The organism is Stenotrophomonas sp. YJH_SMC_8, assembly GCF_059371315.1.
Map to the genome: position 1 here is coordinate 166,407 of NZ_JCAFUL010000001.1, position 26,914 is coordinate 193,320.

The window sequence follows — 26,914 nt, forward strand, 5'->3', positions numbered from 1 at the left end:
ACGCTACCGATCAATCAGCGCACTGCCAGCTCCCTCGCGATCGCGCCCAGCCGCTCCACCGCGCCAATGAAGCGCGCATCCAGCGTCTGGCAGCACGACAGCCGCAGGCAATGGCGATACCGCGCGCCACGTGAATACACCTGGCCAGGCATGAACACGATGTCCTCCTGCAGCGCACGCTCGAACAATTCGCGCGTATCGATGCCCGGCAGTTCCAGCCACAGCAGGAAGCCGCCCTGTGGTTCAGTGGCGCGGGTGCCGGCCGGGAAGTGTTCGGCCACCAATTGGCGCAGGCGTCCGACCTGTTCGCGATACAGGCGACGCATGCGATGCAGGTGGTGCTCGTAGCTGCCCGCTTCCAGATACGCGGCCACCGCGTCACCCAGCAGCTGCGGCTCACCGCCAGTGGACTGGAATTTCAGCAGCGCGATGCGTTCGGCGAAGCGGCCACCATCGAGCCAGCCGATGCGATAGTCCGGCGCCAGCGTCTTGGAAAAGCCACCGACCACCATCACCCAGCCGTCGCGATCAAACGCCTTCAGCAGTGGCGCCGGCGGCTCGCAGAACTGCAGTTCTGCGTACACCGCATCCTCGATCAACGGCAGCTGGCGTGCATTGACCAGCTCGGCGAGGCGTTGCTTGGCGTCCATCGGCATGGTGCAGCCCAGCGGGTTGTGCACGGTCGGCATCACCACCAGCGCGGCCAGCGGTGTGTGCTCCAGCAGCGCGTCCAGGGCATCGACATCCAGGCCCTGCTGCGGATGAGTGGGCAGTTCGATGGCCTGCAGGCCGAGGTTGGCCAGCAACGGGTACAGATTGAAGTAGGAGGGCGCTTCGATGCCGACCGCGTCGCCCGGTTGGGTCACTGCACGCAATGCCAGCTGCAGCGCCTCCATCGCGCCGTGGGTCAGCAGCAGGCGCTCGGGGTGGGTGTGCAGGCCCATGCGCGGACCGCGGCGCACGATCTGCGCCAGCAGCCGCGGCGAACCATTCGGGCGCGCGTAGGTCTCCACCGTCTGCTGGCCATGGCGCAGTACCTGCGCGGTGTGCTTGGCCAGCTGCGCGCCGGGGTAGAACTGGCGACCGCGCGGGCCGGCGAAGGCCAGATCGATCACGCCCGGGCGGCGCTGCGCCTCAAGCACGCGTGCCATCAGCACCTGCTGCAGCGGTGCGGTGGGCGCCGAGGGCACATCGCGCAACGACCGTTCCGGCACCGACAGCCGTGGCGCGACCTCGAAGCCAGCCTTGGGCCGGGGAATCACCAGGCCGGCGTCTTCCAGCTGGCGGTAGGCGGCGATCACCGTGTTCAGGCTGAGCCGGCGCTGCGACGCCATCTGCCGCAGCGAGGGCAGGCGGCTGCCTACTGGAAGCCGGCCGCCGTGGATGGCCTCGGCCAGTTCATCGGACAGCCGCTGGTAGCGGGGGGGAATCATCGAGGTCTGGTCATCTGTATCCATCGAATATCCCGTCATCTGGTGCTGTACCCATGAAGATGACGAGCCTAGCATGTCGTTGTCGGCCGGGCCTGATCGGGGCACGGCCGGTACTTTCCAAGCGCACGGCTGGATGGCCGTGCGTCTTTCTTTTGGAGGTAGTGCCGGCCGCTGGCCGGCAATCCCTGGAACCGCAGGAGCCGGCCAGCGGCCGGCACTACCTGGGGCGTTCCCGCATCGGCAGGCGCCCCACCGAGCACCGGTCAGCCCCACGCAACTGCCGTCAGCGCATCGGCACCAGCACCGCATCGCGCCGGTACAGCCCCGGGAACTGCTTGCCCAGGGCGGCCAGCTTCGGCGCGTCGTAGTAGCGGATGTAGGCCGCCTGCGGGTAGTTGGTCATGTAGTTCTGGTGGTAGCTCTCGGCCGGGTAGAAACGCTGGCCGCTGACCAGCTGGGTGACGATCGGTGCGCGGTAGCTGCCGGCCTTGCCGAGCTGGGCGATGTAGGCGCGGCTGGCTGCCTGCTGGCGGGCATCGTCAGTAAAGATCGCCGAACGGTACTGGCTGCCGTGGTCGGGCCCCTGGCGGTTGAGCTGGGTCGGATCGTGTGCCACCGAGAAGAACACCTGCATCAGCTGCCCGTAGCTGACCTGGCGCGGGTCGTAGTCGATCTTCACCGCCTCGGCATGGCCGGTCTGGCCGCTGCTGACCCGCTCATAGCGGGCATTGGCAGCGCTGCCACCGATGTAGCCGGACACCGCATTACTCACGCCTTTGACATGCTGGAACACGCCCTGCACGCCCCAGAAGCAACCGCCGGCAAACACCACGCTGGCGTGGGTGGCGTCATCGCGGAAGGCGGCATCGCCCGTGGGTACAGGCAGTGCCTGGGTCTGCGCGCTGGCTTCGACCGGTGCTGCGATGGCGCCGTGGTCAACGAGTAGCACACCGGCGATCAATGCCGTGGCCACCAGACCTGCAACACCGGCGGCGATGCCTTGTTCAAAGGAGAGTTTCATCGTGTGCTCCCGGTTCAACCGAAGGTGAAGGCATAGGCCTGCACGCCCGCATCGAGGAATTCGATCTCGAAGCGGTGCGGGCTGACCGTGCCGCGTTGGCGCACCAGCTGGTAGAGGCGGTGCTCGTCGACCACGCCGCTGCCATCGGCGCCGACATCAGTGCCGGCATCGGTGGCGGGCAATGGCTTGCCATCCAGCAGGACGCGGAAGCGCACCGGCTTTCCTTCCTGGCCCGGTGCCAGCACCAGGTGCAGGTCGCGCGCATGGAACTGGAAGGCGATGCGGCCACCGGCCTGCTGCAGCTGCGCAGCCTCGTCGGTAACGGTCCAGCGTCCGGACAGGCCCCACTGGTTCAACGCCAGGCTGGCTGGCAATGTGTAGTCGAACGCGGCGTCGCTGCGCTGCCCACCGGGCGAGGCGAACTGCTCGGCACGGGCGTGGCCCAGATAGGTTTCCGGCGAGCGCAGATTGCCCATGTCGGGCTGCGCAGCCACGCCCTTCAGATCGGCGGCGGCCGGATCGGCTGGCGGCGGCAGATTCGTCTGGCCTGCCTCTGTCAGCAGGCGGCGGATCACCTGTTCCGAGCGCGCATAGTTGCCCTCGCCGAACTGGTGGCCGCGGATGTTGCCCTGCGCATCGACGAAGTACTGCGCCGGCCAGTAGCGGTTGTTGAACGCGCGCCAGATCGTGTACTGGTTGTCCAGCGCCACCGGGTACTCGACCTTCAGCTGCTGCACGGCCTTCATCACATTGCGTGGGTCACGTTCGAAGGCGAACTCCGGCGTGTGCACGCCGACCACTACCAGGCCGTGGTCGCGGTAGCGGCGTTCCCATTCGTGCACGAACGGCATCGCGCGCAGGCAGTTGATGCACGAGTACGTCCAGAAATCGACCAGTACCACCTTGCCGCGCAACTGCTGGGCCGTCAGCGGTGGGCTGTTGAGCCAGCCGGTGGCGCCGTCCAGCGCGGGCAGGGTGCCTTCGACCGGTAGCGGTGCATCGGCACCCGCATCGGGGCCAGCCATCATCATCATCGGCGGTGCTGCCGGCTGCGCACCGGGAACGGCATCCAGCAGGCCCTGTTCGATGCGTGCGGTGCTGACCGTGGACAGACGGGTCAGCAGGCCGGTATCCCAGCCCAGGCCGATCGCCACCACCGCCAGCAAGGCGGCCACGCCCAGCACCTTGCGCAGTACGTCGCCGAGGCCAAGCCGCGCCTGCAGCGCGCGGAACACGCGGCCACCCACCCACACCGCCAGCGCCAGCGCGGTGATCGCACCCAATGCGTAGGCCAGCAGCAGCGTGCTGGTGCCGACGCTGGCGCCGTGCAGCACGGCACCGGTCAGCACCAGGCCCAGGATCGGCCCGGCGCACGGCGCCCACAGCAGGCCGGTGGCGATACCGATCAGCAGCGAGGTCCATGCGCCGCCACGCCCCGCTGCGTCGGCCGCATCGGCACGCGCGCTCAAGCGGGCACCCACGCGCTGGAACGGCGCCAGCAGGTGGTCGGCCAGTCGTGGCCAGAGCAATGCCAGCGCGAACAGCGCCATCAGCAGCAGGGCGATCCAGCGCCCGACCTGGTTGGCCTGCGCCACCCATTGGCTGCCCACCGCGGCCAGGCTGGCGACCACGGTGAAGGTGAGTGCCATGCCCAGCAGCAGCGGCAGCGTGCTGCGCAGGAAGGGGCGGTCGGCACGCGCGAACACGAACGGCAGCACCGGCAGGATGCAGGGACTGAGCAGGGTCAGCGCGCCCCCCAGATAGGCAAGCAGCAACAGCAGCATGGTCAGGCTCCGGAAGTGGTGGAAGAACCGACCGGCACGCGCCAGCCGTCGGCGGTGCCATCTCCTGCACCGGGAACGAACACCATCGCCGCACCGTTCATGCAGTAGCGCAGCCCGGTCGGGCGCGGGCCGTCGTTGAACACGTGGCCGAGATGGCCGCCGCAGCGGCGGCAGTGCACCTCCACCCGCAGCATGCCGAAGGTGACGTCGCGGTCCTCGCCGATGGCGTTGTGCAACGGCGCCCAGAAGCTGGGCCAGCCGGTGCCGCTCTCGAACTTGGTGGAGGAGGAGAACAGAGGCAGCGCACAGCCGGCGCAGGCAAACGTGCCCTGCCGGTGCTCCTTGTTGAGCGGGCTGCTGTACGGGCGCTCGGTGGCCTGCTGGCGCAGCACCGCGTACTGCGCCGGGGTCAGGCGCTGGCGCCAGTCGGCATCGCTGTGCATGACCTCGAACTGTCGTGCCGGACGTGCTTCAGCGGCGGCCGGGGCGGCACGGCTGCAGGCCCCCAGGCCGAGCAGGCCGGCGGCGGTGGCAACACCGCCCAGGCCCAGCAGGTGGCGGCGGGTGAGGGACATGGCAGACTCCGGGAAGGGGCGACGGGGCCATGCTGCGCCCGCCCGGGTCAACGAATCCTCACGCAGGATTCAATTTTTCGTGAGGTATCGGCGGCCGTCCCGCGCCACAATGCAGCCAGCCTCCCCACTGGCCCCGAGCTGCCGATGTCCACCAAACGCGTGCTGATCGTTGAAGACGACGCCCACATCGCCGACCTGCTGCGCATGCACCTGGGCGATGAGGGCTACGACGTCGCCCATGCCGCCAGCGGCGATGCCGGCCTGCGCCTGCTTGAGCAGGAAGGGCCATGGGACGCGCTGGTGCTGGACGTGATGCTGCCCGGCGTGGACGGCCTGCAGGTCTGCCAGCGTGCACGCGCGATGGCGCGCTATGTGCCGATCATCATCATCAGTGCGCGTGGCAGCGAAACGCAGCGCATCGTCGGCCTGGAACTGGGTGCGGATGACTACCTGGCAAAGCCCTTCTCGATGCCGGAACTGGTGGCCCGCGTGCGTGCGCTGCTGCGCCGGGCCGAGGCGATGGCGCAGAGCGCGCGCATCGATGCCGGTGCGATCGAGCTGGGCGGGCTGCAGCTGGACCCGGTCGCGCGCACCGCTTCGGTGGATGGCAACGCGCTGGAGCTGACCCCGCGTGAGTTCGACCTGCTGTTGTTTTTTGCCCGCCATCCGGACCAGGTGTTCGCGCGCATGGAGCTGCTCAACCAGGTATGGGGCTACCAGCACGACGGTTACGAGCACACGGTCAACACCCACATCAATCGGCTGCGCAGCAAGATCGAGCCGGACCCGGCCAACCCGCGGCGGCTGCTGACGGTGTGGGGGCGCGGCTACAAGCTGGTCGATCCGGCCGGGGCGGCGGCATGATCAAGCCGAACCTGTGGCAGAAGCTGGCGGCGGTGATCGCCGCGCTGATGCTGATGTGCTGCATGGCGTTGCTGGCGCTGCAGATGCGCGCCAATACACGCCACGAGCAGGAAGTGGTGCAGCGGTTGTCGCTGGGCCTGGCCGAGCACATCGCACAACGCAGCGAACTGATGGACACCAGCGGCATGCGCGATGCCGCGGTGCGCGCGCTGTTCGGCCAGCTGATGGCGGTCAATCCCAGCGTCGAGGTCTACCTGCTCGACGACCAGGGGCGCATCCTCGGCCACGATGCGCCCACAGGCCATCTGGTGCGCAACCGGGTGGACGTGGCGCCGCTGCGCCGGCTGCTGGCCGGTGCACCGTTGCCGATCCTCGGCGATGACCCGCGCAGCGCGGATGGCCGCAAGGTGTTCAGTGCCGCGCCGCTGATCGTGCAGGGGCGCCAGGCCGGTTATGTGTACGTGGTGCTGGTCGGCGAACACCGTCAGATGTTGTCCGACGACCTTGCCGCCGGCAGCCAGTGGAACACCACGCTGTGGTCGGTGATGCTGGTCGGCAGCCTGGGCCTGCTGGCCGGGCTGGTGGCGTTCTATTGGGTGACCCGCCCGTTGCGGCGGCTGACCCGGCGCATCCAGGCCTTCGACATCGATGCGCCGACGCCGCTGCCGCCGCCCGAGCCGCTGCGCCCCGGTGAGCGCGACGAACTGGTGATCCTGGAACACGCGCACGCGCAGATGGCGCAGCGGCTGGGCGAGCAATGGCAGCAGCTGCGCCAGCAGGACCTGCAGCGGCGCGAGCTGGTCGCCAACATCTCGCACGACCTGCGCACGCCGCTGTCGTCGCTGCACGGCTACCTGGAAACGCTGGCGTTGAAGGATGCCACGCTGTCACCGGACGAGCGCCGCCGCTATCTCGGTATCGCCCTGGCGCAGAGTGCCAAGGTCGGTCGGCTGGCACGCGCGCTGTTCGAACTGGCGCGGCTGGAGCACGGCGAAGTGCGGCTGGAGTGGGAGGTGTTCGCGCTGCCGGAACTGCTGCAGGACGTGCTGCAGAAATTCGAATTGGCTGCGCAGGCGCGCAACCAGCGCCTGCACGCGGATTTCCCGCCAGGCCTGCCGCTGGTGCGCGCCGATCTGGGCCTGGTCGAGCGGGTGCTGACCAACCTGCTCGACAACGCACTGCGGCATGCGCCCGAGGGGGGCCGGATCGAGGTGCGCCTGTGCGCGACGCCGGACAGCGTGGAGGTGAGCGTGGCCGATGATGGTCCAGGTGTTGCCCCTGCACTGCGCACGCAGCTGTTCCAGGCACCGGCCGCACTCGGCGCGCGACGTGGCGAGAACGGCGGGTTGGGCCTGCTGATCGTGCAGCGCATCGTGCAGCTGCACGGCCGTCGCATCGAACTGCGTGACAGCGAGCGCGGCGCGCTGTTCGTGTTTGCGTTGCCGCGCGCGGAACCGGCGGCCTAGCAGGCCGCCTCGCACTCCACCACGCCGCCGCCTTCCAGCGGCAGGTGCAGGCGGATGCAGGCACCGCCCAGCTCCGAATCGGTCACTTCCACGTGGCCGCCGTGCTTGTCGGCCACCACCTGCACCAGGGCCAGGCCGAGGCCGAAACCGGGGCTGCCCGGGTCAAGGCGCACATAGGGTTGCAGTACCTGGCCGCGCAGCTCGGGCGCGATGCCGGGGCCATCGTCCTCCACCTGCAGGCACAGCCAGCCGTCGTTGACGGTGCTGGCGATGCGGATCTGGCGTCGTGCGTAGCGCAGGGCATTGCCGAGCAGGTTGCGCAACGCCAGTTCCAGCATGTGCCGGTTGACGTTGACCAGGCCGACCGGTGACAGCGCCTGCTGCACGGGCATCGGCAACGGCGCGAACTGGGCGACCACACCGCGGACCAGTGCCGCCAGCTGCAGGCGCTGCCGGGTCAGCTGATGGCAGCGGCCGAGTGCGGCGTACTCGACGCCGGCATCGGTGAGGTGCTGCAGCCGATCGACATCGGTGCGCAGGCCGCCCAGGGCATCACGCTGGATCTCGTCCAGCGCGGTGTCCTCCAGGTCGGCCAGGCCGAAGCGCATCCGTGCCAGTGGGGTGCGCACTTCATGTGCCACCGCCTGCGCCAGTACGCGCTGGCTTTCCAGCAGCTGCTGCAGCTGCTCGGCCATATGGTTGAAGGCATTGGCCAGCGGCCGCACCAGCGCGGTGCCGGCGCGTGGCGCACGCGTGTCCAGCTGTCCGTCGCGCATCTGCCGCGCCGCCTGCGCCAACTGCGAGACGTCGCGCCACAGGCGGTAGACCATCACGTACATCGGCAGTGCCACGGCCACCATCAGGATCAGCAGCAGGATGGCCACGCCGGACACTTCGCTGTCCTGCCAGCCTTCGTCGGGCAGCGCTTCGTCCAACGGCCCCAGCATCACCGCATAGTCGCTGTCGCCGATCCGCTGAAGGCTGCGCATGTGCTCCAGGTCGATCTGCACGCGGCCGTTGTTGAAGGGGGGACGCTGGCTGGCCGGCAGCTCCTTCATCGCCTGGGCCAACGGCACCATGCGCAGGGCATAGGCGAAGTCGGCGTCCAGTTCGCGCGCCAGCGTCGGCCACTGCTCTCGCGGGGTTTCGGCGAAGCGGTGCTGCAGCAGGGCATGGGTGCCACGCATTTCGGCCTGGAGCCCGGCTTCGGTGCGGTCTTCCAGCAGCGCGTCCCAGGCCCACAGGCCGAGCACGATCAGCAGCAGATGGGCGACCAGGAAGCCGATGCCGTAGCGCAGGAAGTGGAAGGCGTGGCCGCGCATCGCCGAGGGCGTACGCTTCATCCCCATGCCGATCGGCTGAACAGGTAGCCGCGGCCCCGCACGGTCTTGATCCGTTCCGGCTGCTCCGGGTTGTCGCCCAGCTTGCGGCGCAGGCGCGAGATGCGGGCATCGATCGAGCGGTCCAGGCCGTCGAAAGCGATCCCGCGCAGGCCGCGCAGCAGCGCGTCGCGGTCGAGGATCTGCCCCGCGTTGCTGGCCAGCAGGAACAGCAGGTCGAACTCGGCGGTGGTCAGTTCCAGCAGGGCGCCCTGCAGGTGCACGTTGCGGGTGGACGGGTCGATGTTCAGTTCGCCGAAGCGCAGGCTGCCGTCGCGTGGCTCGACCCGGCGGTGGCGGCGCAGGTGGGCGCGCAGGCGGGCCAGCAGCACCCGTGGTTCGATCGGCTTGCCGATGTAATCGTCGGCGCCCAGTTCCAGTCCCAGCACCTGGTCGATGTTGTCGGTGCGGGCGGTCAGCACGCAGATGATGCCGTCATAGTGGGGCCGGATCTGCCGACACACTTCGAAACCATCCTGGTCGGGCAGGCCGACATCGAGCAGGACCAGAGCCGGCTTCTCGGCCAGGATCCGGGTCACCGCACGCTCACCGCTGCGCTCGTGGGCCACCTGGTAGCCATGCCGCTGCAGATAGTCGCTGACCATCGTACCCAGGCGGGCATCGTCTTCGACCAGTACGATATCCAGCATTTTCAAGGCCTCCGTGGACGCAAACGTACCGCCACGGCACGAGCGCGGCGATGCTATCCCAGCCTTCGGGCCGCCCGGGTCCCGGGGGCGGGCGCCATTCAGCCGGGGTTGCTGGCGCACGGGCCGAGCCTCAGGCCCGGCAACAACTTGGCGTCCAGCATAGCCTGTTGCTGTTACAAAACGTTACCTTTGTGATACATGCGGTGACCATCGCTGACAGCAAAGCGACTGACGCGGGGCCGGGGGCGGGCCGAGCATGGAGTCTCCTCCGCTCCGCGTGCCGTTCCCATGTCGCCCGCCGCCGCCTGCCTGCTGAACCCGTCCCGCCGCTGCCGCTGCGGAGGTGCCCGATGAGCGGCGTGGTCGGGGCCTGGCTGCCGCCCGCCGAGGACGAACACCTGCTGCAGCAGCTGGCGCCGATGCTGCGCGCCCTGCAGCAGCGCGGCCGGGGCCGCATCGGCTACTGGACCGACGCCGAGGCCGGGCTGGCGCTGGGCCATTGCCGGGCGCCCACCGATACGCCGTTGCAGCCCCTGAGTTCGGACTGTGGACGTTACGTGCTGTGCCTGGATGGCCGGTTGTACAACCGGGCCGACCTGCAGTCGCAGCTGCGCGATCTGCCGCGCAGCTGCAGCGATGCCCGGCTGCTGCTGCAGGCGATCGTCGAATGGGGCGTGGAGCGGGCGCTCTCCCGCATCGAGGGCGCATTCGGTTTCAGCGTATGGGACCGCGAATCGCGCGAACTGTGGCTGGCCCGCGACCCGGTCGGCGAGCGGCCGCTGTACTACGGCTGGTACCAGGGCCAGTTCCTGTTTGCCTCGGAAATGAAGGCGCTTCAGGCCTTCGCCGGCTTTGCCCCGAGCATCGACCAGGATGCGCTGAGCCTGCTGTTGCGCCATGACTATGTGCCGGCACCACACACCATCTACCGCGGCATCCACAAGCTGGTGGCAGGCGCGATGCTGCGCATCGATCTGAATGACCATGCGGCTGGCGGTTCCAGCGAGGCCGCACAGGGCGGCTCACGCTACTGGTGCGCACGCGATGCGATGCAGAGCGCACTGCAGGAACCGCTGCAGCCGGCCCCCAGCCTGGAGCAGGCCACCGACCAGCTGGAAGCGGTACTGCAGAAGGCCATTGCCGCACGCATGCACTCGCCGCTGGCCTGCGGCGCGTTCCTGTCCGGTGGCACCGATTCTTCATTGGTAACCGCAATGATGCAGGCGCAGTCGACCCTGCCGATCGAAGCCTGGACGGTCGGTTTCGACGATCCCGGCCATGATGAGAGCGACTGGGCCTCGCAGGTCGCGCGCCACCTGGGCGTGCAGCATCACCTGCACCGCATGGACGCGCGCCAGGGCCTGGACCTGCTGCAGCGGCTGCCGCAGGTCTGGTGCGAGCCGTTCGCCGATGCCTCGCAGCTGCCGACCCTGCTCGCCAGCGAACTGCTGGGCGCCCGCAAGCCGGTTGCACTGACCGGTGATGGTGGCGATGAACTGTTCTTCGGTCACCCCAGCTACGGCCGCGCGCTGCGCAATGCACGCCTGTGCGGTGGCCTGCCGGACTGGGTGCGTGACCTGGCACGGCGCAGCGGCAACCGCATGAACGTGGAGCGTGGCCGCCTCGGCGGCTGGCGTGCGCTGGTGGCCGAGGTCGCTGCCAACGACGTGGAAGGCCACTACCTGCAGCGCGTGACGCGCTGGCGGCAGCCGGCGCAGGTGGTGCTGGGTGCACGCGAGCCGATGACGATCTTCCAGCAGCAGGACACCGCGCTGCCGGCCGAGGCGCGCATCCAGCTGCTGGATTTCCGCATGGACCTGGCCGAAGGCATTCTCGCCAAGGTCGATCGTGCGGGCATGGCGGCGGGTGTGGAAACGCGCGCACCGCTGCTGGACATGGAGGTGGTGCGGTTGGCCTGGCGCCTGCCGCAGCACCTGAAGTACCACGATGGCGAGCACAAGCTGATTCTGAAACACCTGCTGGCGCGCTACCTGCCCGAACCGCTGGTGTATCGCCCCAAGCGAGGCTTCGGGCCGCCGATGGCGCGCTGGTTGGCCGGCCCGCTGCGCGATTGGGCGGAGGCGCTGCTGGACCCGCAACTGCTGCGCAACCAGGGCTGCTTCGATGCGGCGCGCGTGCGCGGTATCTGGGAGGCGTTCCTGCGCGGTGAGCGCAAGTGGCACACGCACCTGTGGAACGTGCTGATGTTCCAGGCGTGGCACCAGCACTGGCACGGTGGGCGCGGGCGCTGAGGTTCCTTTGCGGGTTGTCCTGCGCGGCGCAGGGCGGAGGCCCTTGCGTACGAATGTCCTCCGGCGCCGGCCGTTGGCCGTCACCTCCCCCTTTACTTCGTACGCAAGGGCCTCCGCCCTGCGTTCGGAGTTCGTCGGCGCCTCGTTGAAAGGCTGTCACGAGCGTTGCTCTCTACCTGCCTGCCCCGGCGGGGCCCATCAGCTCTCAGAGATCTCGAACGAGGACGCACTTCGAAATCCAGACGCCAGGTAAAAAAAGACCCGGCAGAGGGAGGGATCTGCCGGGTCCGGATTGCATGGGGGGAGGGACCCATGCAATGAGCGTTGCGTCGCGTCAGTGACTGTTCGCGTCCGCGGTTGATGCGTTGTAACCCTGCGCCAGTTCGGACCAGGCCTTGCTGGCCTGCAGGCCGAGCCCGACCATGTCCTGCTGGGCCTGGCCCAGTCGTTGCAGGTTGTCCTGCCACAGTTGCGCGCCCTTGGAGAGCGTACCGGCCGCGTCTTCACTACGGGCCAGTTCGCCCAGCCAGCCGCTGGTGGCGGTCAGGTTGCGCTCCATCGCCTTCAACTGCACGCCGAACATGCTTTCTGCGTTCTCCAACGCCAACCGGTTCGCGCGCGTTGCCGCGGCTGCTAGCTGGCGGGTGGCATCACTGAAGCGATCGCTGAAGGCGGCGGCCATGGGGCATCAGGAAGTGGCTTGATGCATTGCAGCATACGCCCTTGATGCCGCATTGCAACAAAAATAACAAAGGCGCCCAGGGCGCCTTTGAAAAACCTTTCAGATCAATGGTTTGATCAGATCGCAGGGCCGCGGTAGCGGCAGCCCGAGGTGCAGGTTTCGTGCACGGTGATCTCGCTCAGCGCCGGCAGGCTGGGCTTGAGTTCATTCCAGATCCACACTGCCAGGTTCTCGCTGGTGGGGTTCTCCAGGCCGGGAATGTCATTGAGGTAGTGGTGGTCCAGGCGGTCGTAGATCGGCTGGAAGGCCGCCTTCACGTCGCCGAAGTCCATGATCCAGCCGGTCTGCGCGCCGGGCTCGCCCTCGACCTTCAGTTCCACCCGGAACGAGTGGCCGTGCAGGCGCGCGCACTTGTGCCCCGGCGGCACGTTGGGGAGGCGGTGCGCCGCCTCGAGCATGAAGACTTTGAAGATTTCCATGGCGCGATTGTACGCCGCGGGCAGCCGGGCAGCCTGAGTGGATGTTGGCCTTTCGTGAAGAAAGTCTTTTCATCCGGATGAAGAGATGATAGCTTCTCTTATATCCGTATGAAGAGATGTTATTGGCCGGACCCCGGCCAGGCATGGACTACTGCGGAACTTCATCGCCCTTACCACCTCCCCCACATCGTCATGCCCAAGCACACCCTGCTCGTGGCGGCCCTGGCCGTCGCTCTGGCCGCGCCTTTGTCCGCCGCCGCCGAAAACTCCGCCGATGCCAGTGGCGAAGCCAGCACCCTGGCCGCTGTGCGCGTCACCGGTTCCAACATCAAGCGCACCGATACCGAGGCCTCCAACCCGGTGCAGGTGATCGGCCGCCAGCAGCTGGAACAGACCGGCAAGGCCACCGTGGCTGACGTGCTGCGTTCGATCTCGGCCAACACCGGCAACGCCAGCAACGAAACCACCAACAATGGTTGGGCGTCCGGCTCGGCCGGCATCGGCCTGCGCGGCCTGTCGCAGAAGAACACGCTGGTGCTGCTCAACGGCCGCCGCCTGGCCAACTATGGTTTCCCGGCCGGTGGCCTGTCCGACACCTTCGTCGATCTCAACGCGCTGCCGCTGGTCGCGGTCGAGCGCATCGAAGTGCTCAAGGACGGCGCCTCGGCGGTGTACGGCTCCGACGCCGTGGCCGGCGTGGTCAACATCATCACCCGGCAGAACTTCGAAGGCGCCGAGGTCGGCGGCAGCTTCGGCGGCGCCGACCAGGGCGGCCTGCACGAGCAGAACCTGAAGTTCGTCGGTGGCCTCGGCGACCTCGACACCGACGGCTACAACATTCTCTTCAGCCTGCAGGGTTACAACCGCGAGCGCCTCGATCAGGACGAGCGCAACCTGACCAGCAGCGGCATCTACACCGACAAGCCCGGTGGCCGCTGGAACGGCTGGTCGGCCAAAGGCGCGCGCTACCTGGTCAACGGCGTGTCGGTACCGATGCTCGATGCCAACGGCAATTGCCCGGCCGGTACCACCCGCGTCGCCAGCGCACCGATCGACGGCCTTAGCGGCGATACCTGCGGCTTCAACCAGGCACCGTTCACCACGCTGATCCCCTCGACCAAGCGCTACCAGGCCTATGCCAACGGCACCTTCCGCCTGAGCGACAGCGTCGAAGCCTTCGGCGAAGTGCTGTACAGCCAGATCAAGAGTGCCGCGTGGTTCGGCAGCAGCCCGTTCTTCACCCTGGAGAGTGGCCGCTTCGCACTGAACGCGAACAGCGGCCTGGCGGAGCCGGTGTCGTCGCTGCTGCCTGCCAACAATCCTTACAACCCGTACGGCCGTGCGATCCCGATCGAGTACACCTTCTTCGACCTCGGCGGCACGATCAAGACCAACCGCTCCACCGCCTACCGCGGCGTGTTCGGCCTGCGTGGCACCACCGCGTCGTGGGACTGGGAAGTGGCTGCGTTCGGTGCACGCAGCAGCGAGCGCGAGAGCGTCTCTGGTGGCTTCGCCAACCGCTGGGCGCTGGCCGATGCACTGGCCTCGGGCAGCTACAACCTGCTGAACCCGGCGGCGACGCCGAAGTCGGTGCGCGACTCGATCAACATCGCCACGCTGCGCCCGGCCGAATCCAAGCTGCAGGGCATCGACGCGAAGATCTCCGGCAGCCTGGGCCACACCTGGGCCGGCGAGATTGGTTTCGCTGCGGGTGCCGAGTGGCGCCGCGAGAAGCTCGATTCCAACAACCCGTGGCAGATCGATGCCGGCCTGCAGGTGCGCCCGGCCATTGCCGAAGTGCACGGCAAGCGCCAGGTCAGTGCGGCATATGCCGAAGTGAACGTGCCGCTGGCCTCGACGCTGGAGCTGTCCGCCGCCGCGCGCGCCGACCACTACGACGATTTCGGCGATGCCTTCTCGCCGAAGATCGGCCTGCGCTGGCAGCCGCTGGACTTCCTGCTGGTGCGTGCGTCGGCCTCGAAGGGCTTCCGTGCACCGTCGCTGTCGGAGAACTCCAACAGCACCAGCATCGCCTACGGCAGCGTGGTCGACCCGCGTGATCCGGACGTGCCGGGCTCGCGCCAGAACCCGACCTTCTTCACCGTCGGCAACAACGAATTGAAGCCCGAACGCACCAAAAGCGTGAACTTCGGCGTGGTGCTGTCGCCGTGGGCCAACACCAACCTGAGCGTGGACTACTACCGCATCCAGCTGGACAACCTGGTCGGCACCAACAACACCCAGACCCTGGTCAACGACAACGTGGCCGGTGCCGTGCAGCGCGATGAGCGCGGCAAGCTGCAGGCGGTCTACAACCGCTACCAGAACCTGAGCGAGCTGAAGACCTCGGGCATCGACGTCGAACTGCGCCAGCGCATCCCGACCGCTGCGCTCGGCGACTTCACCGTATCCTCGGCCTACACCCACGTGCGCGACTACCGTCGCCCGACCGTGGTCGGTGGCCCGCTGGTGGACTACGCCGGAAGCAACCTCGGCGCGACCCTGCCCAAGGACAAGGCCACCACCACGCTGGACTGGAAGTACGGCGATTTCAACGCCGCCGTAACCTGGTACTACACCAGCGGCTACCGCCAGGAAGCGAGCACCGCGGCCAAGGCCGTGCAGACGCGCGTCGGCAGCTACAGCCAGTACGACCTCTACCTGGCCTACACCGGCGTGGACAAGCTGACCGTGTACGCCAAGGTGCAGAACCTGGCCGACAAGACGCCGCCGTACGACGCCTCGTTCCCGGGCATCCGCGCGCCGTACGACTTCAGCCAGTACGACCTGCGCGGCCGCTACTTCACGCTCGGTTTCGATTACCGCTTCTGATCCATCCGTTGCGGCCGGTCACCTTCGGGGGCCGGCCGCGCGACTGTCTGCCGTTGGGTTCCTGGGGAGTCACCGTGTCCTTGCATCGTCGTGCCGTTCTTCCGTTGTTGATCGCCGCCGCCACCGCGCTGTCCTCGCCGCAGCCGGCGCAGGCACAGAGTGCGTATTTCTTCCCGCAGTCCACCGAAGTGGCCACGTTCGATACGTCCATTCCCACGCCGGAACAGTTCCTTGGCTATCCGATCGGCAGTCGTTACACCCGGCACGACCAGTTGGTGGCGTACTTCCAGGAACTCGCGAAGCGCTCGGACAGGATCAGCGTGCGCGAGATCGGGCGCAGCTATGAAGGCCGCCCGCTGTTGATTGCAACGGTCACCGCCGCCGGCAACCACGCGCGGCTGGAGCAGCTCCGCCAGCAGCACGCGACCCTGGTCGATCCGGCGCAGCCACGCAGCGCGGCCGGCGACAGCCCGGTGGTGGTGTGGCTGGGCTACAGCGTGCACGGCAACGAAACCTCCAGCGCCGAAGCGGCGATGCTGACCGCTTACTACCTGGTGGCCAACCGCAGCGCAGAAACCCAGCAATGGCTGCAGCAGGCGGTGGTGCTGTTCGATCCGGCGCAGAACCCTGACGGCCGCGACCGCGCCGTCAACTGGCACAACGCCTGGGCGTCCGATCCAGCCTCGGCCGACCCCGCCGACAAGGAACACGTCGAGCCATTCCCGCAGGGCCGCACCAACCACTACTTCACCGATCTCAACCGCGACTGGCTTGCGCTGACCCAGCAGGACTCACGGCCGAAGGTGGAGGTGTTCCATCAGTGGTATCCGAACGTACAGATCGATTTCCACGAAATGGGCAAGGACAGCACGTACTACTTCGAGCCTTCGCCGAAGAGCATGCACAGCCCGTTGATCCCGGCGGCATCATATGAATTCAACAAGACCCTGGCCAAGTACCACGCACAGGCGCTGGATGCGCTGGGTTCGCTGTACTACACCGGCGAGAATTTCGACAACTTCTCGCCGGTGTACGGCTCTACCTATCCGGACTTCCACGGCGCGGTCGGCGTGACCGTCGAGCAGGCCAGTTCGCGTGGCCGCGTGCAGGAATCGGTGAATGGCCTGCTGACCTTCCCGTTCACCATCCGCAACCAGGTCGCCACCGGGCTGGGCACCGTGCGTGGCGCGGTGGCCGAGCGCAATGGGCTGTTCGACCTGCAGAAGCAGTTCTTCCAGAGCGCGCTGAAGCAGGCCGCGCAGCAGCCGGTGAAAAGCTTCGTGTTTGGAGATGCGCATGATCCGGCGTTGACCCGCCGCCTGCTGGAACTGTTGCTGCTGCATCGCATCGAGGTGCGCGCGCTGGATCGTGCAGTTACTGTCGATGGGCAGCGCTTCGATGCCGGCAGCGCCTACGTGGTGCCGGTGCAGCAGGCGCAGTTCCGCCTGGTCCATTCGATTTTTGCCGAGACGCCGCCGATCAAGGGCGACGTATTCTACGGCAGCACCAGTTACGCGATCGCGCCGGCGTATGGTGTGGCCTTCGCGGGCAGCCGCAGCCGCATCGACGGTGGCGCCCGCGTGGCCGCGCTGCCAGCGGAGCAGGGCGCAGTGCTGGGTGGCCAGGCCGGCTTCGCCTATGTCATCGACTGGCGCGACTACAACGCCGGGCGTGCACTTGCCGTGCTGCAGGCCAAGGGCCTGAGCACACGCGCAACGTTCCAGCCGTTCACCGCTTCCACCGCACAGGGCGAGGCCGGCTTCGCCGCCGGCAGCATCGTCATTCCGGTGGCTGGACAACCACTGCAGGGCACGGCGTTGCTGGATGCAGTGAGTGCTGCCGCACGCGATGCCGGCGTGCAGGTGCATGCGTTGTCCAGCGGCCGCAGCCGCGAGGGCATCGACCTCGGCAGCGATGGCGTCAAGGCGCTGCGCAAGCCTGCTGTGGCGCTGGTGATGGGCGAGGGCGTGGCCGCCACCGAGATCGGCTCGGCCTGGTTCCTGCTTGACCAGCAGTTGCGCCTGCCGGCCAGCAAGCTGGATCCGCAGCAGTTGGGCAAGGTGTCGCTGGACCGTTACACCACGATCGTGCTGTCTGGCGGCAGCTATGCCGCCGTCGACGCATCGGCGGTGACTGCCTTGAAGCGCTGGGTACAGGCCGGTGGCTCGCTGGTGACCTACGGCAGTGCATCGAAGTGGGCGATCGAACAGAAGCTTGCCGACGGCGAGAAGCTTGGCAAGGAAGAAGAGGCTGCTGATGAGAGCCGCCGTGCGTTCGGCGACCAGCGCGACATCGCTGCGATCGAGCGGGTCAGCGGCAACATCCTCAGTGCCGATGTCGATACCAGCCATCCGTTGGCGTTCGGCGTGCCGCGCCGGCAGCTGGCGATCAACAAGGAGAACACGGTGACGCTGCAGCCGAGCGCGAATCCGTTCTCGACGGTGGTGCGCATCGACACGCCGCCGCGGGTGAACGGCTACCTGTCCGAGCGTAACCGCACGCGGGTGGCGGGCAGCGCATGGCTGCTGGTGTCGGCGCAGGGGCAGGGCAACGTGGTGCTGTTCGCCGATGATCCGGCGCATCGCAAGTACTGGCACGGGACGGATCGGCTGCTGATCAACGCGATCTTCTTCGGGAATCTGGTGAATCCGAGTAAAGCGCGGGGTTGAGGCGTTTGGCGCCTTGACTGGTGCGTGTGGGGGCGGCCGGGCGGGCTGCGCAGGACACGCCGTAAACCCGTCCTTGGGGGCTCGATGGCGCCTTGCTCGTGTGCGCTTTCCTGCGCACACGGCAAGACCGGGGTTGGGCGTCCTGCCCAACCCGCCCGAGGCATGCCTCGGGCCCATGGCGCCAACGGTCCTGCGCAGCCCGCCCGGCCGCCCCTCGACGGTTTCCTGCGGGCGCGGACGCATCAGACCCCAAGACGGGAGCAAAAGCAAAAGCGGGCACTGCGGCTTCGGCTTTTGCCTTTGAATTTGAATTTGAATTTGATCTTTCTTCTCCCGACTACCCGGCGGGAGAAGAAGGCGCAGGCAATGCTTGAAGCGGATGGGCGTGGGGCCAGCGCAAAACCGTGAGGCGCATGGATGCGCCGACCGAGCCCCCATGGATGGGTTTACGGCGTGTTTTGCGCTGGCCCCACGCCCATCCGCCCTCAGCGCAGCACACCGCCGGCTTCTACTCACGGTAGTCAGCAACAAAAAAGGGACGGCGCGTCAGCGCCGTCCCTCGATAAGCCCCCCGCGCAGCGGGAAGCACCAACCATGTCAGCTGGGATCAGCCGGCGCGACCGCCGCCGTTGCCACCCTGGCCGCGGCCACGGCCGCCACCATTGCCGCCACCGCCACGACGCTGGCCCTGACCCGCACCGGCGCGCTGCTGGCCATTGCCACCGCCCTCGCGACGGCCGCCACCGGCCTTCTTCGGGCCCGCATGCGCATGGCGCGGTGCATCGCCGTGCGGACGACGTGCGTGGCTCTTGCGCGGTGCGCGCTCGCCGGTATCGTGCTCGGCCTTGCCCGGTGCACTGTTGCCCCAGCGGATCGGCACCTGCAGCTCGAAGCCCGGCACATCGCGGATGTCCATGTCGCGGCCCAGCAGGCGCACGATCGCACGCAGCAGCTTCACTTCATCCTGCGCCACCAGCGAAATCGCCTGGCCGGTCGCGCCGTTGCGGCCGGTACGACCGATGCGGTGCACATAGTCCTCGGCCACCATCGGCAGGTCGAAGTTGATCACCTTCGGCAGCTCGTTGATGTCGATGCCGCGCGCGGCGATATCGGTGGCCACCAGCACGGTCACGCGGCCGGCCTTGAAGTCGCCCAGTGCACGCAGGCGCTGGCCCTGGCTCTTGTTGCCGTGGATCGCCGCGGTCTTGATACCGGACTTTTCCAGGAACGTGGCCAGCTTGTCGCTGCCGTGCTTGGTGCGGGCGAACACCAGCGTCTGCTCACGGCTGTCCTGCGCCAGCAGGTGCAGCAGCAGGTCACGCTTGCGGCCGGCATCGACCGGGTGCACGCGATGGGTGATGGTTTCGGCCACGGTGTTCTTCGGCGTCACCTGGATCTGTTCCGGGTTGCGCATGAACTCCAGCGCCAGCTGGCGGATGTTGTCCTCGAAGGTGGCCGAGAACAGCAGGGTCTGGCGGTTCTGCTTCGGCAGCTTGGCCAGGATGCGCTTGATCGACGGCAGGAAGCCCATGTCGAGCATGCGGTCGGCTTCGTCCAGCACCAGCAGTTCAATGCCGGACAGGTCGATGCTGCGACGCTCCAGGTGGTCGATCAGGCGGCCCGGGCAGGCCACCAGCAGGTCCACGCCACGGCGCAGGATGTCCAGCTGGTTGCCCATGCCGACGCCGCCGTAGATGCAGGCGCTGGGGATGCGCAGGTACTTGCTGTAGCCGCGCAGGCTGTCGTGCACCTGGGTGGCCAGTTCGCGGGTCGGGGCCAGGATCAGCGCACGCGGCTTGCGCGGGCCGCTGCGCACTTCCTGCGAGGCGGTGCCCAGGTGCTGCAGCAGCGGCAGGCCGAAGGCAGCGGTCTTGCCGGTACCGGTCTGTGCACCGGCCAGCAGGTCGCGACCGGCCAGCGCCAGCGGGATCGCCTGCTGCTGGATCGGGGTCGGGTTTTCGTAGCCCTGCTCGGCAAGCGCACGCAGCAGGAAGGGCGCCAGGCCCAGCGATTCAAAAGACATTGAGTTTGCTCCAAGTACAAGAAACGCCTGTCCGAACGGACAGACGGGGGCAGATCAAACTGATCGGCTGACTCGGAGCGTTCCCGTGAACCGCGCTGCGAGAAGTTGGGTGCAGCCGGCGCGGAGCGCAGGCTGGAATGCGTGACGAACGGTGTCGGAGTGGGGGCGGGCGACGGGGCGGACCCCGGACGCCGGCGATCCCGAAGGGAAACGGACGGCCGCTGCAGACCCGCCTAGTCTAACCGATGGCTGAGACCTCGCGCAAAAAGCCCCGTTCAGGTAGGGGGCTCTCTGCAGGGCTGCGCCCTGCACCCGCAGAGGCCGAAGCCACGTCAACGTCAACGTCAACGTTAAAGGCGGGTTTCCTGAGGGATGGCGGGGTGGGTCCGGTGGCGGGAGACGCCGTAAACCCCCAGTCCGGCCCAGCCGCTGGCGGCTGGGCGTTCGGGCACTTGCGAAGCAGTGCTTCGCAAGCAAAGCGCCCTCACCCATGGGGGCTTGGCCGCGGCATCCATGCCGCGGACACTCCCGCCACCGGACCCACCCCGCCTTCGACAGTTTCCCGCGAGCTGTTGGGAGTGCCGATGGGGTCAGATCCGTTTTCCGCAGGAAAACGGATCTGACCCCGGAACTTCGTTCGATATCTGGCAGATTTCATCCACGCGTGGCGTGGATCTACCGACCGTCACCGGGAAGCTGTCAAAGGTGGGGCGGTGTGGGCGGGCAGGACCGTTGGCGCCATGGATGGCGCCATCGAGCCCCAGGGACGGGTTTACGGCGTGTCCTGCCCACCCACACCGCCCCGCCCAACTCACAGAAAACCAGAGCCGCTTTGGCATTTGACGTTGCCCTGGCCTCCAGCAGGTGCAGGGTGCAACCCTGCCGAACCCCCACTACGGTAGGGTGGCCCGATGCCGCGCTGCAGCTTGGCGTCGCCGCAGATTTGATTACACTTGAAACTTGTTTGCCCACGACTCCGGACACCCACCCATGAAGCTTGGTTCTTTGAAGGAAGGCGGCCGCGACGGCACCCTGATCGTCGTCTCGCGTGACCTGCGCCACGGCGTGCGCGCCACCGGCATTGCCGCCACCCTGCAGCAGGCCCTGGAGGACTGGAGCCACATCGCGCCGCGCCTGAACGCGCTGTACGAATCGCTCAACGCTGGCGATGCCGATGGCGTGTTCGACCTGGATGTGCAGGCGCTGGCCGCACCGATGCCGCGCGCCTATGAATTCGTCGACGGCAGCGCCTACCTGCCGCATGTCGAGCGCGTGCGCCGCGCCCGTGGCGCCGAAGTACCGGAGAGCTTCTACACCGACCCGCTGATGTACCAGGCCACCAGCGCCGGTTTCCATGGCCCGCGCGATGCGGTCAAGGTGGTCAGCGAGGACTACGGCATCGACCTGGAAGCGGAGATCGTGGTGATCACCGACGACGTGCCGATGGCGGCTACCCCTGAACAGGCGGCGGGCCACATCCAGCTGGTCGGTCTGGTCAACGACGTCTCGCTGCGCAACCTGATTCCGGGCGAGCTGGCCAAGGGCTTCGGCTTCCTGCAGTCCAAGCCGCGTTCGGCGCTGTCGCCGGTGTTCGTCACCCCTGACGAGCTGGGCGCTGCGTGGCAGGACAGCAAGGTGCACCTGCCGCTGCTGACCCATATCAACGGCCAGTGGTTCGGTGCGCCGGAAGCGGGCGTGGACATGCAGTTCAACTTCGCCCAGCTGGTCGCGCATGCGGCCAAGACCCGCCCTCTGGGTGCTGGCACCATCGTCGGCTCCGGCACCATCGCCAACGAAGACACCAGCAAGGGTGCGTCGTGCTTCGCCGAGCAGCGCGTGGTCGAAACCCTGCGTGATGGCAAGCCGAGCACGCCGTTCATGTCGTTCGGCGATGTGGTCCGCATCGAGATGCTCGATGCCGCCGGCAACAGCATCTTCGGTGCGATCGAGCAGCGCATCGAACAGGCGGCCAAGCCCTGAGCATGGAGGCGGCGATGGAGATCCTGGTTGACGACGGCATCGTGCTGTACACCTACTGGCGATCCAGCGCCGCCTACCGCGTGCGCATCGGCCTGGAGCTGAAGGGCCTGGCCTGGGAGGCCCGGCCGGTGCACCTGGTCCGCGACGGTGGCGAGCAGCACCTTGGCGCCTATCGCGCGCTCAATCCGCAGCAGCTGGTGCCGACCCTGCTGCACGATGGGCACACGCTGACCCAGTCATTGGCGATCGTCGAGTACCTGGAAGAGCGCTTCCCGCAGGTGCCGCTGCTGCCGGCCGACGCCGCCGGCCGCGCGCGGGTGCGGGCGCTGGCCCAGCTGGTGGCCTGCGATATCCATCCGATCAACAACCTGCGGGTGATGCAGTACCTGGAACGCGACCTGCAACTGCCGGCCGACGCCCGCACGCAATGGACCCTGCACTGGATCGCCGAAGGCTTTGCCGCGATGGAAGCGATGCTGGCCAACAGCCGCGACACCGGCACCTTCTGCCACGGCGACCGCCCCGGCCTGGCCGATCTTTGCCTGCTGCCGCAGCTCTACAACGCCCACCGCTTCGGCCTCGACCTGGCGCCGTACCCGACCCTGCGCCGCATCGAGGCCGCCTGCCAGGCGTTGAACGCCTTCGAGCGCGCGCGCCCGGAAAACCAGCCCGACGCCGCCTGACAGGCCGCTTCGCTCGCCGGGCGCGGCCCGGCGCTACCGGTCCCCGGCCCGTGGTAGCGCCGGGCCATGCCCGGCGGATTCCCCATCCCCTCGCAGCATCTGCCGAAGGTCCTCCCGGAACAGCCGATAGCCGGCCTCGCGGCGTGCATCACCGCCCTGCCGCAGCACCCACGCCGGATGCACGGTGGCGTAGCCGCGGGTGCCGTCCTCCAGCGTGTGCCAACGTCCTCGGTCGTGCGACAGATTGAAATCCCGGCCAAAGACCGAGGCTGCCGCGGTTGCGCCCAGGCAGACGATGATCTGCGGCCGCACCCGCGCGATCTCGCCCATCAGCCACGGCCGGCAGGCCTGGATGTGGCGGCTTTCCGGACGCTTGTGCAGCCGGATCCTGCCGCGGCGCTCATGGTGGAAGTGCTTCACCGCATTGGTCAGGTACAGCGTGGCGCGATCGATTCCCAGCTCGGCCAGGGCACGGTCCAGCAGTTGGCCAGCCGGGCCGGCGAACGGCTGGCCACGCAGATCCTCGACGTCGCCCGGCTGCTCGCCGACCACCATGATCCGGGCATCGACCGGGCCTTCACCGAACACCACCTGCGTGGCTGCTTCCCACAGCGGGCACTGGCGGCAGGCCAGCGCCTGTTGGCGCAGTGTCTGCAATCCCTTGGTGTCGGCGGCGGGCATTGGCGCCCGCGTCCGCGCAGGCATCTTCCGTTGCGGTGCCTGCGCTGGCCGGTCATGCATTTCCTGCACGCGATCGCCCGCATCGCGCACCAGGCGCGGCAGCAGCTGCGCCTCGGGCAGGTGGCGCCAGTACTTGACCGGCATCTCCTGCATCATCATCCGCGTGTTGAGCCGGGCCGGATTGAAGATGCTGGCGTAGTAGGTCTGCCACAGTGCCTCGCGCGCGTCTTCTGCCGGGGCGTCCTCACGCCGTGCACCTGGCCCGAACGCCAGTGCCTGCCCATCCCAAGCCACGCTGCGTGACGGTGTCAGGATGGCCCAGCGCATGCCAGTGAAGCGGCGCGCGAAGAACGGCGCCACCCGATCGACGATGTGATGCTGTGGTTCGAACCACGCGATGAACGCCTCGGGCTGGCCGGGGACTTCGCGGAAGCGCACGAACGCCTTCATCTTGTGGGTATCGCGGCGAACGGCCTGGGCGAGCGCGGTTGCGCGCAGCACGTCGGCATCGGCGGGATTCGACAGCACCGAGCGCTCGCCATGGGTGATGCGCCACAGCAGCCGGTACAGCAGGGCCATACGTTGCACATCGCGATGACACAGGCAGGTGGCCGCCAGTTCAAGGAAGTCGCGCGGTACGTTCGGCACGCCGGCATCGGCCAGCACGGGCGCGGAGCTGACCGCCGGCGCATCCAGCAGTGATGCGTCGTTGCCCTCCAGCCAGTCCAGCTGTTCCGGTGCGATGCCGCGCAACAGGGCATCGCGCGCACCGTTGCGCCAGGCCTCCAGCGACCACGGCGGATCCACCCGCAGCGACCAGCGCCGTGCGTCAGGCTGACGGTGGGGCATCGAACAGCGATCCCTGACGGGGCGGTGGGGCCAATTGGGCGCGCAGCGCCGCCGGATCGTCCAGCGCCCTGCGCGGGTGGTGGTCGGCCAGCAGCACGAATGGCAGCAGTTTGCTCATCGGCGCCTTCAGGCGTGCCACATCGGCAACCCGCAGGCGACCGTGGCGGCGCGCCATCAGCACCCGCTTCACATTGCGCACGCCCAACCCGGGTACGCGCAGCAGCATTTCCTTCGGCGCGCGGTTGAGATCCACGGGGAAGCGTTCTGGGTGGCGGATCGCCCAGGCCATCTTCGGGTCGATGTCCAGATCGAGCATGCCGGCCTGGGTGGTATCGGTGATTTCATCCACGCCATAGCCGTAGAAGCGCAGCAGCCAGTCGGCCTGGTACAGGCGGTGCTCGCGCTGCAGGGGCGGCGGCTGCAGCGGCAGCTGGCGGCTGGCATCCGGAATCGGGCTGAAGGCGGAGTAGTACACCCGGCGCATCCGGTAGTTGCCGTAGAGCGCATCGGCGCTGGCGAGGATCTGCCGGTCGTTGGCGCCGTCAGCGCCGACGATCATCTGCGTGCTCTGCCCTGCCGGTGCGAAGCGGGGAGGGCGCGGACGCGCGCTGCGGGTGGCTACCGGCGCGACCACCGCCGGCGCCTTGCGCGCTTCCCTGGCTTCCTCGATGCGCCAGCGCAGCTCGCCCATTGCACCGCGGATCGACTGTACGGTCTTCTCCGGTGCCAGCGCGCTCAGCCCGGCTTCGGTGGGCAGCTCCACGTTGATCGACAGCCGGTCGGCGTAGCGCCCAGCGCTGGCCAGCAGTTCCGGCGACGCTTCGGGAATGGTCTTGAGGTGGATGTAACCGGCGTAGCGGTGTTCCTCGCGCAGTTGCCGCGCTACTTCCACCATCTGCTCCATGGTGTAGTCCGCATTGCGGATGATGCCGCTGGAAAGGAACAGGCCCTCGATGTAGTTGCGCTTGTAGAAGTCCAGGGTGAGCGCGACCACCTCGTCCACGCTGAAGCGCGCGCGGGGCACATTGCTGGACACGCGGTTCACGCAGTACGCGCAGTCGTAGACGCAGAAGTTGGTCAGCAGGATCTTCAACAACGAAACGCAACGGCCATCCGGCGTATAGCTGTGGCAGATGCCCATGCCTTCGGTGCTGCCGATGCCGCCGCTGGCGCGTGAGTCGCGCTTGCCCGAGCCGCTGGAGGCGCAGGAGGCATCGTACTTGGCGGCGTCAGCCAGGATGGCAAGCTTGCGGATGGTTTCCATTGCGGAAACCTACGGATGAGCGGTCTCAATGGATGAGATCGGCCCTGAATCCTTCAGGCTTGCGCCGGGCATGGCCCGGCGCTACCGGTGTCGAAAGAGCTGCGGGGATCAGAACCCGTGGGTGATGCTTGGCGCGCCGGCCGAGAAATCCGCGTAGGGATCGTGCTCGCCGCTGCTGCCTTCGGACAGGCGGAACTTCAGCGCCAGGCCGTCGCGCGAGTCGGCGGCGCGCAGCGCTTCCTCCTGCTCGATGGTGCCGGCCTTGGCCAGCCGGAACAGGCACTGGTCGAAACTCTCCATGCCCTCTTCCAGGGATGCTTCCATCGCCGCCTTGATCTCGTGCACCTGGCCGCGACGCAGCAGGTCGCGGATCATCGGCGTGTTGAGCAGCACTTCGGTGGCCGGCAGGCGACGGCCTTCCTTGTTCTTCACCAGGCGCTGGCTGATCACCGCGCGCAGGTTCAGCGCCAGGTTCATCAGCACGTTCTTGTGCGCGCTTTCCGGGAAGAAGTTGAGGATGCGCTCGATGGTCTGGTCGGCGTTGTTGGAGTGCAGGGTGGCCAGGCACAGGTGGCCGGTCTCGGCGAAGGCGATCGCCGCCTCCATCGTTTCCGCGTCCAGGATCTCGCCGATCAGGATCACGTCCGGCGCTTCACGCATCGCGTTCTTCAGCGCGTTGTGGAAGGCATGGGTGTCCAGCCCGACCTCGCGCTGGTTGACGATCGACATCTTGTGCTTGTGCAGGTACTCGATCGGGTCCTCGATGGTGAGGATGTGACCGGTGGTGGTGCTGTTGCGGTGGTCGATCATCGATGCCAGCGAGGTGGACTTGCCCGAGCCGGTGGACCCCACCACCAGCACCAGCCCACGCGGGGTCATGATGACGTCCTTCAGCACCTGCGGCAGGTTCAGCTCTTCGATGCTCGGAATCCGGCTGCGGATGGCGCGGATGACCATGCCGACTTCACCGCGCTGCTTGAACACATTGACGCGGAAACGACCGGCATCGGGCAGGGCGATGGCCATGTTGAGCTCCAGCTCGCGCTCGAACTGCGGCACCTGGCCTTCGTCCATCAGCGAGTAGGCGATCTTCTTGACCATGCCCGGCGGCAGGCCGGTATTGCCCAGCGGATAGAGCTTCCCCTCGATCTTGATGTAGACCGGTGCCCCGGTGGTCAGAAACATGTCCGAAGCGTTCTTTTCGGTCATCAGCTTCAGGAAGTAGCCGATATCCATTGCGAATTTTCCCCAACGAAACGGCCGACGCCCGTTGCCAGCACGGTGTCGGCTTGACGACAATGGCCGTGAACCGACAACCGGTACGGCCTCCCCAATGAAACGACTTAGC

General features: G+C 67.6%; 19 protein-coding genes. 7 read left to right on the top strand and 12 right to left on the bottom strand.

Annotated features, from left to right (window positions below; translation table 11 throughout):
• Positions 1 to 14 precede the first annotated feature (14 nt).
• From AC5P88_RS00795 to msrB, 4 genes are all read right to left on the bottom strand, one after another.
• A complete protein-coding gene (locus AC5P88_RS00795) occupies positions 15 to 1,457 on the bottom strand; it encodes an aminotransferase-like domain-containing protein (protein WP_111113562.1) in 1,443 nt (480 codons plus the stop codon).
• A gap of 259 nt (positions 1,458 to 1,716) precedes the next feature.
• Entirely contained in the window at positions 1,717 to 2,454 is a 738-nt protein-coding gene (msrA, locus tag AC5P88_RS00800) for a peptide-methionine (S)-S-oxide reductase MsrA (RefSeq protein ID WP_495224044.1), read from the bottom strand.
• A 14-nt stretch (positions 2,455 to 2,468) separates the two neighbouring features.
• Positions 2,469 to 4,238 (bottom strand): cytochrome c biogenesis protein DipZ, encoded by a 1,770-nt coding sequence (locus AC5P88_RS00805; protein WP_495224045.1) that lies wholly within the window; start codon positions 4,236 to 4,238, stop codon positions 2,469 to 2,471.
• A 2-nt stretch (positions 4,239 to 4,240) separates the two neighbouring features.
• Positions 4,241 to 4,813, bottom strand: a complete 573-nt coding sequence (gene msrB / locus AC5P88_RS00810) for a peptide-methionine (R)-S-oxide reductase MsrB (protein ID WP_106549785.1) — start codon at positions 4,811 to 4,813, stop codon at positions 4,241 to 4,243.
• Between the two features lie 144 nt (positions 4,814 to 4,957).
• Between msrB and AC5P88_RS00815 the strand changes: the two genes are divergently transcribed.
• Positions 4,958 to 5,677: a response regulator transcription factor gene (locus AC5P88_RS00815; RefSeq protein ID WP_005407947.1), complete on the top strand. Its 720-nt coding sequence runs from the start codon at positions 4,958 to 4,960 to the stop codon at positions 5,675 to 5,677.
• A complete protein-coding gene (locus AC5P88_RS00820; protein WP_164146904.1) occupies positions 5,674 to 7,143 on the top strand; it encodes a sensor histidine kinase in 1,470 nt (489 codons plus the stop codon). Before AC5P88_RS00815 ends, AC5P88_RS00820 begins: the two co-directional genes overlap by 4 nt.
• Here the strand turns inward: AC5P88_RS00820 and AC5P88_RS00825 are convergent.
• A complete protein-coding gene (locus AC5P88_RS00825; RefSeq protein WP_495224046.1) occupies positions 7,140 to 8,486 on the bottom strand; it encodes an ATP-binding protein in 1,347 nt (448 codons plus the stop codon). The two genes, AC5P88_RS00820 and AC5P88_RS00825, sit on opposite strands and share 4 nt — an antisense overlap.
• A complete protein-coding gene (locus tag AC5P88_RS00830) occupies positions 8,483 to 9,172 on the bottom strand; it encodes a winged helix-turn-helix domain-containing protein (protein ID WP_004154050.1) in 690 nt (229 codons plus the stop codon). The genes AC5P88_RS00825 and AC5P88_RS00830 overlap by 4 nt, the downstream gene beginning before the upstream one ends.
• 350 nt (positions 9,173 to 9,522) lie before the next feature.
• Here AC5P88_RS00830 and asnB point away from each other — a divergent pair, with 350 nt between their 5' ends.
• Positions 9,523 to 11,424 carry an asparagine synthase (glutamine-hydrolyzing) gene (asnB, locus tag AC5P88_RS00835; protein ID WP_111113627.1) on the top strand — a complete coding sequence of 634 codons (1,902 nt, stop codon included), beginning with the start codon at positions 9,523 to 9,525 and terminating at the stop codon, positions 11,422 to 11,424.
• 334 nt (positions 11,425 to 11,758) lie between these two features.
• Here the strand turns inward: asnB and AC5P88_RS00840 are convergent, their stop codons facing one another.
• Positions 11,759 to 12,106, bottom strand: coding sequence for a phasin family protein (locus AC5P88_RS00840; protein ID WP_111113628.1), 348 nt, complete (start codon positions 12,104 to 12,106; stop codon positions 11,759 to 11,761).
• A gap of 116 nt (positions 12,107 to 12,222) precedes the next feature.
• Complete coding sequence (gene queD / locus AC5P88_RS00845; protein ID WP_004141227.1) at positions 12,223 to 12,585, bottom strand: 6-carboxytetrahydropterin synthase QueD; 363 nt, start codon at positions 12,583 to 12,585, stop codon at positions 12,223 to 12,225.
• 192 nt (positions 12,586 to 12,777) lie between these two features.
• On the opposite strand from queD, the gene AC5P88_RS00850 reads away from it, so the two are divergent.
• Together AC5P88_RS00850 and AC5P88_RS00855 are read left to right on the top strand one after the other, a co-directional pair.
• A complete protein-coding gene (locus AC5P88_RS00850; RefSeq protein ID WP_495224047.1) occupies positions 12,778 to 15,417 on the top strand; it encodes a TonB-dependent receptor plug domain-containing protein in 2,640 nt (879 codons plus the stop codon).
• Positions 15,418 to 15,491: 74 nt separating this feature from the next.
• Positions 15,492 to 18,086 carry a M14 metallopeptidase family protein gene (locus AC5P88_RS00855; RefSeq protein ID WP_495224049.1) on the top strand — a complete coding sequence of 865 codons (2,595 nt, stop codon included), beginning with the start codon at positions 15,492 to 15,494 and terminating at the stop codon, positions 18,084 to 18,086.
• A 607-nt stretch (positions 18,087 to 18,693) separates the two neighbouring features.
• Here AC5P88_RS00855 and AC5P88_RS00860 read toward each other — a convergent pair.
• A complete protein-coding gene (locus AC5P88_RS00860) occupies positions 18,694 to 20,109 on the bottom strand; it encodes a DEAD/DEAH box helicase (protein WP_164254893.1) in 1,416 nt (471 codons plus the stop codon).
• Positions 20,110 to 21,099: 990 nt separating this feature from the next.
• Here AC5P88_RS00860 and AC5P88_RS00865 point away from each other — a divergent pair.
• A complete protein-coding gene (locus AC5P88_RS00865; protein ID WP_164137462.1) occupies positions 21,100 to 22,089 on the top strand; it encodes a fumarylacetoacetate hydrolase family protein in 990 nt (329 codons plus the stop codon).
• Positions 22,090 to 22,103: 14 nt separating this feature from the next.
• Positions 22,104 to 22,772 carry a maleylacetoacetate isomerase gene (gene maiA, locus AC5P88_RS00870; RefSeq protein WP_495224050.1) on the top strand — a complete coding sequence of 223 codons (669 nt, stop codon included), beginning with the start codon at positions 22,104 to 22,106 and terminating at the stop codon, positions 22,770 to 22,772.
• A gap of 33 nt (positions 22,773 to 22,805) precedes the next feature.
• Here maiA and AC5P88_RS00875 read toward each other — a convergent pair whose 3' ends face one another.
• The 3 genes from AC5P88_RS00875 to AC5P88_RS00885 all read right to left on the bottom strand — a co-directional run bounded on the left by AC5P88_RS00875 (position 22,806) and on the right by AC5P88_RS00885 (position 26,802).
• Complete coding sequence (locus tag AC5P88_RS00875) at positions 22,806 to 24,302, bottom strand: UdgX family uracil-DNA binding protein (protein WP_495224051.1); 1,497 nt, start codon at positions 24,300 to 24,302, stop codon at positions 22,806 to 22,808.
• Positions 24,283 to 25,566: a putative DNA modification/repair radical SAM protein gene (locus AC5P88_RS00880; RefSeq protein ID WP_111111840.1), complete on the bottom strand. Its 1,284-nt coding sequence runs from the start codon at positions 25,564 to 25,566 to the stop codon at positions 24,283 to 24,285. Before AC5P88_RS00880 ends, AC5P88_RS00875 begins: the two co-directional genes overlap by 20 nt.
• A gap of 108 nt (positions 25,567 to 25,674) precedes the next feature.
• On the bottom strand, positions 25,675 to 26,802 hold the full coding sequence (locus AC5P88_RS00885) for a PilT/PilU family type 4a pilus ATPase (RefSeq protein ID WP_004141526.1): 1,128 nt from the start codon (positions 26,800 to 26,802) through the stop codon (positions 25,675 to 25,677).
• Positions 26,803 to 26,914 lie beyond the last annotated feature (112 nt).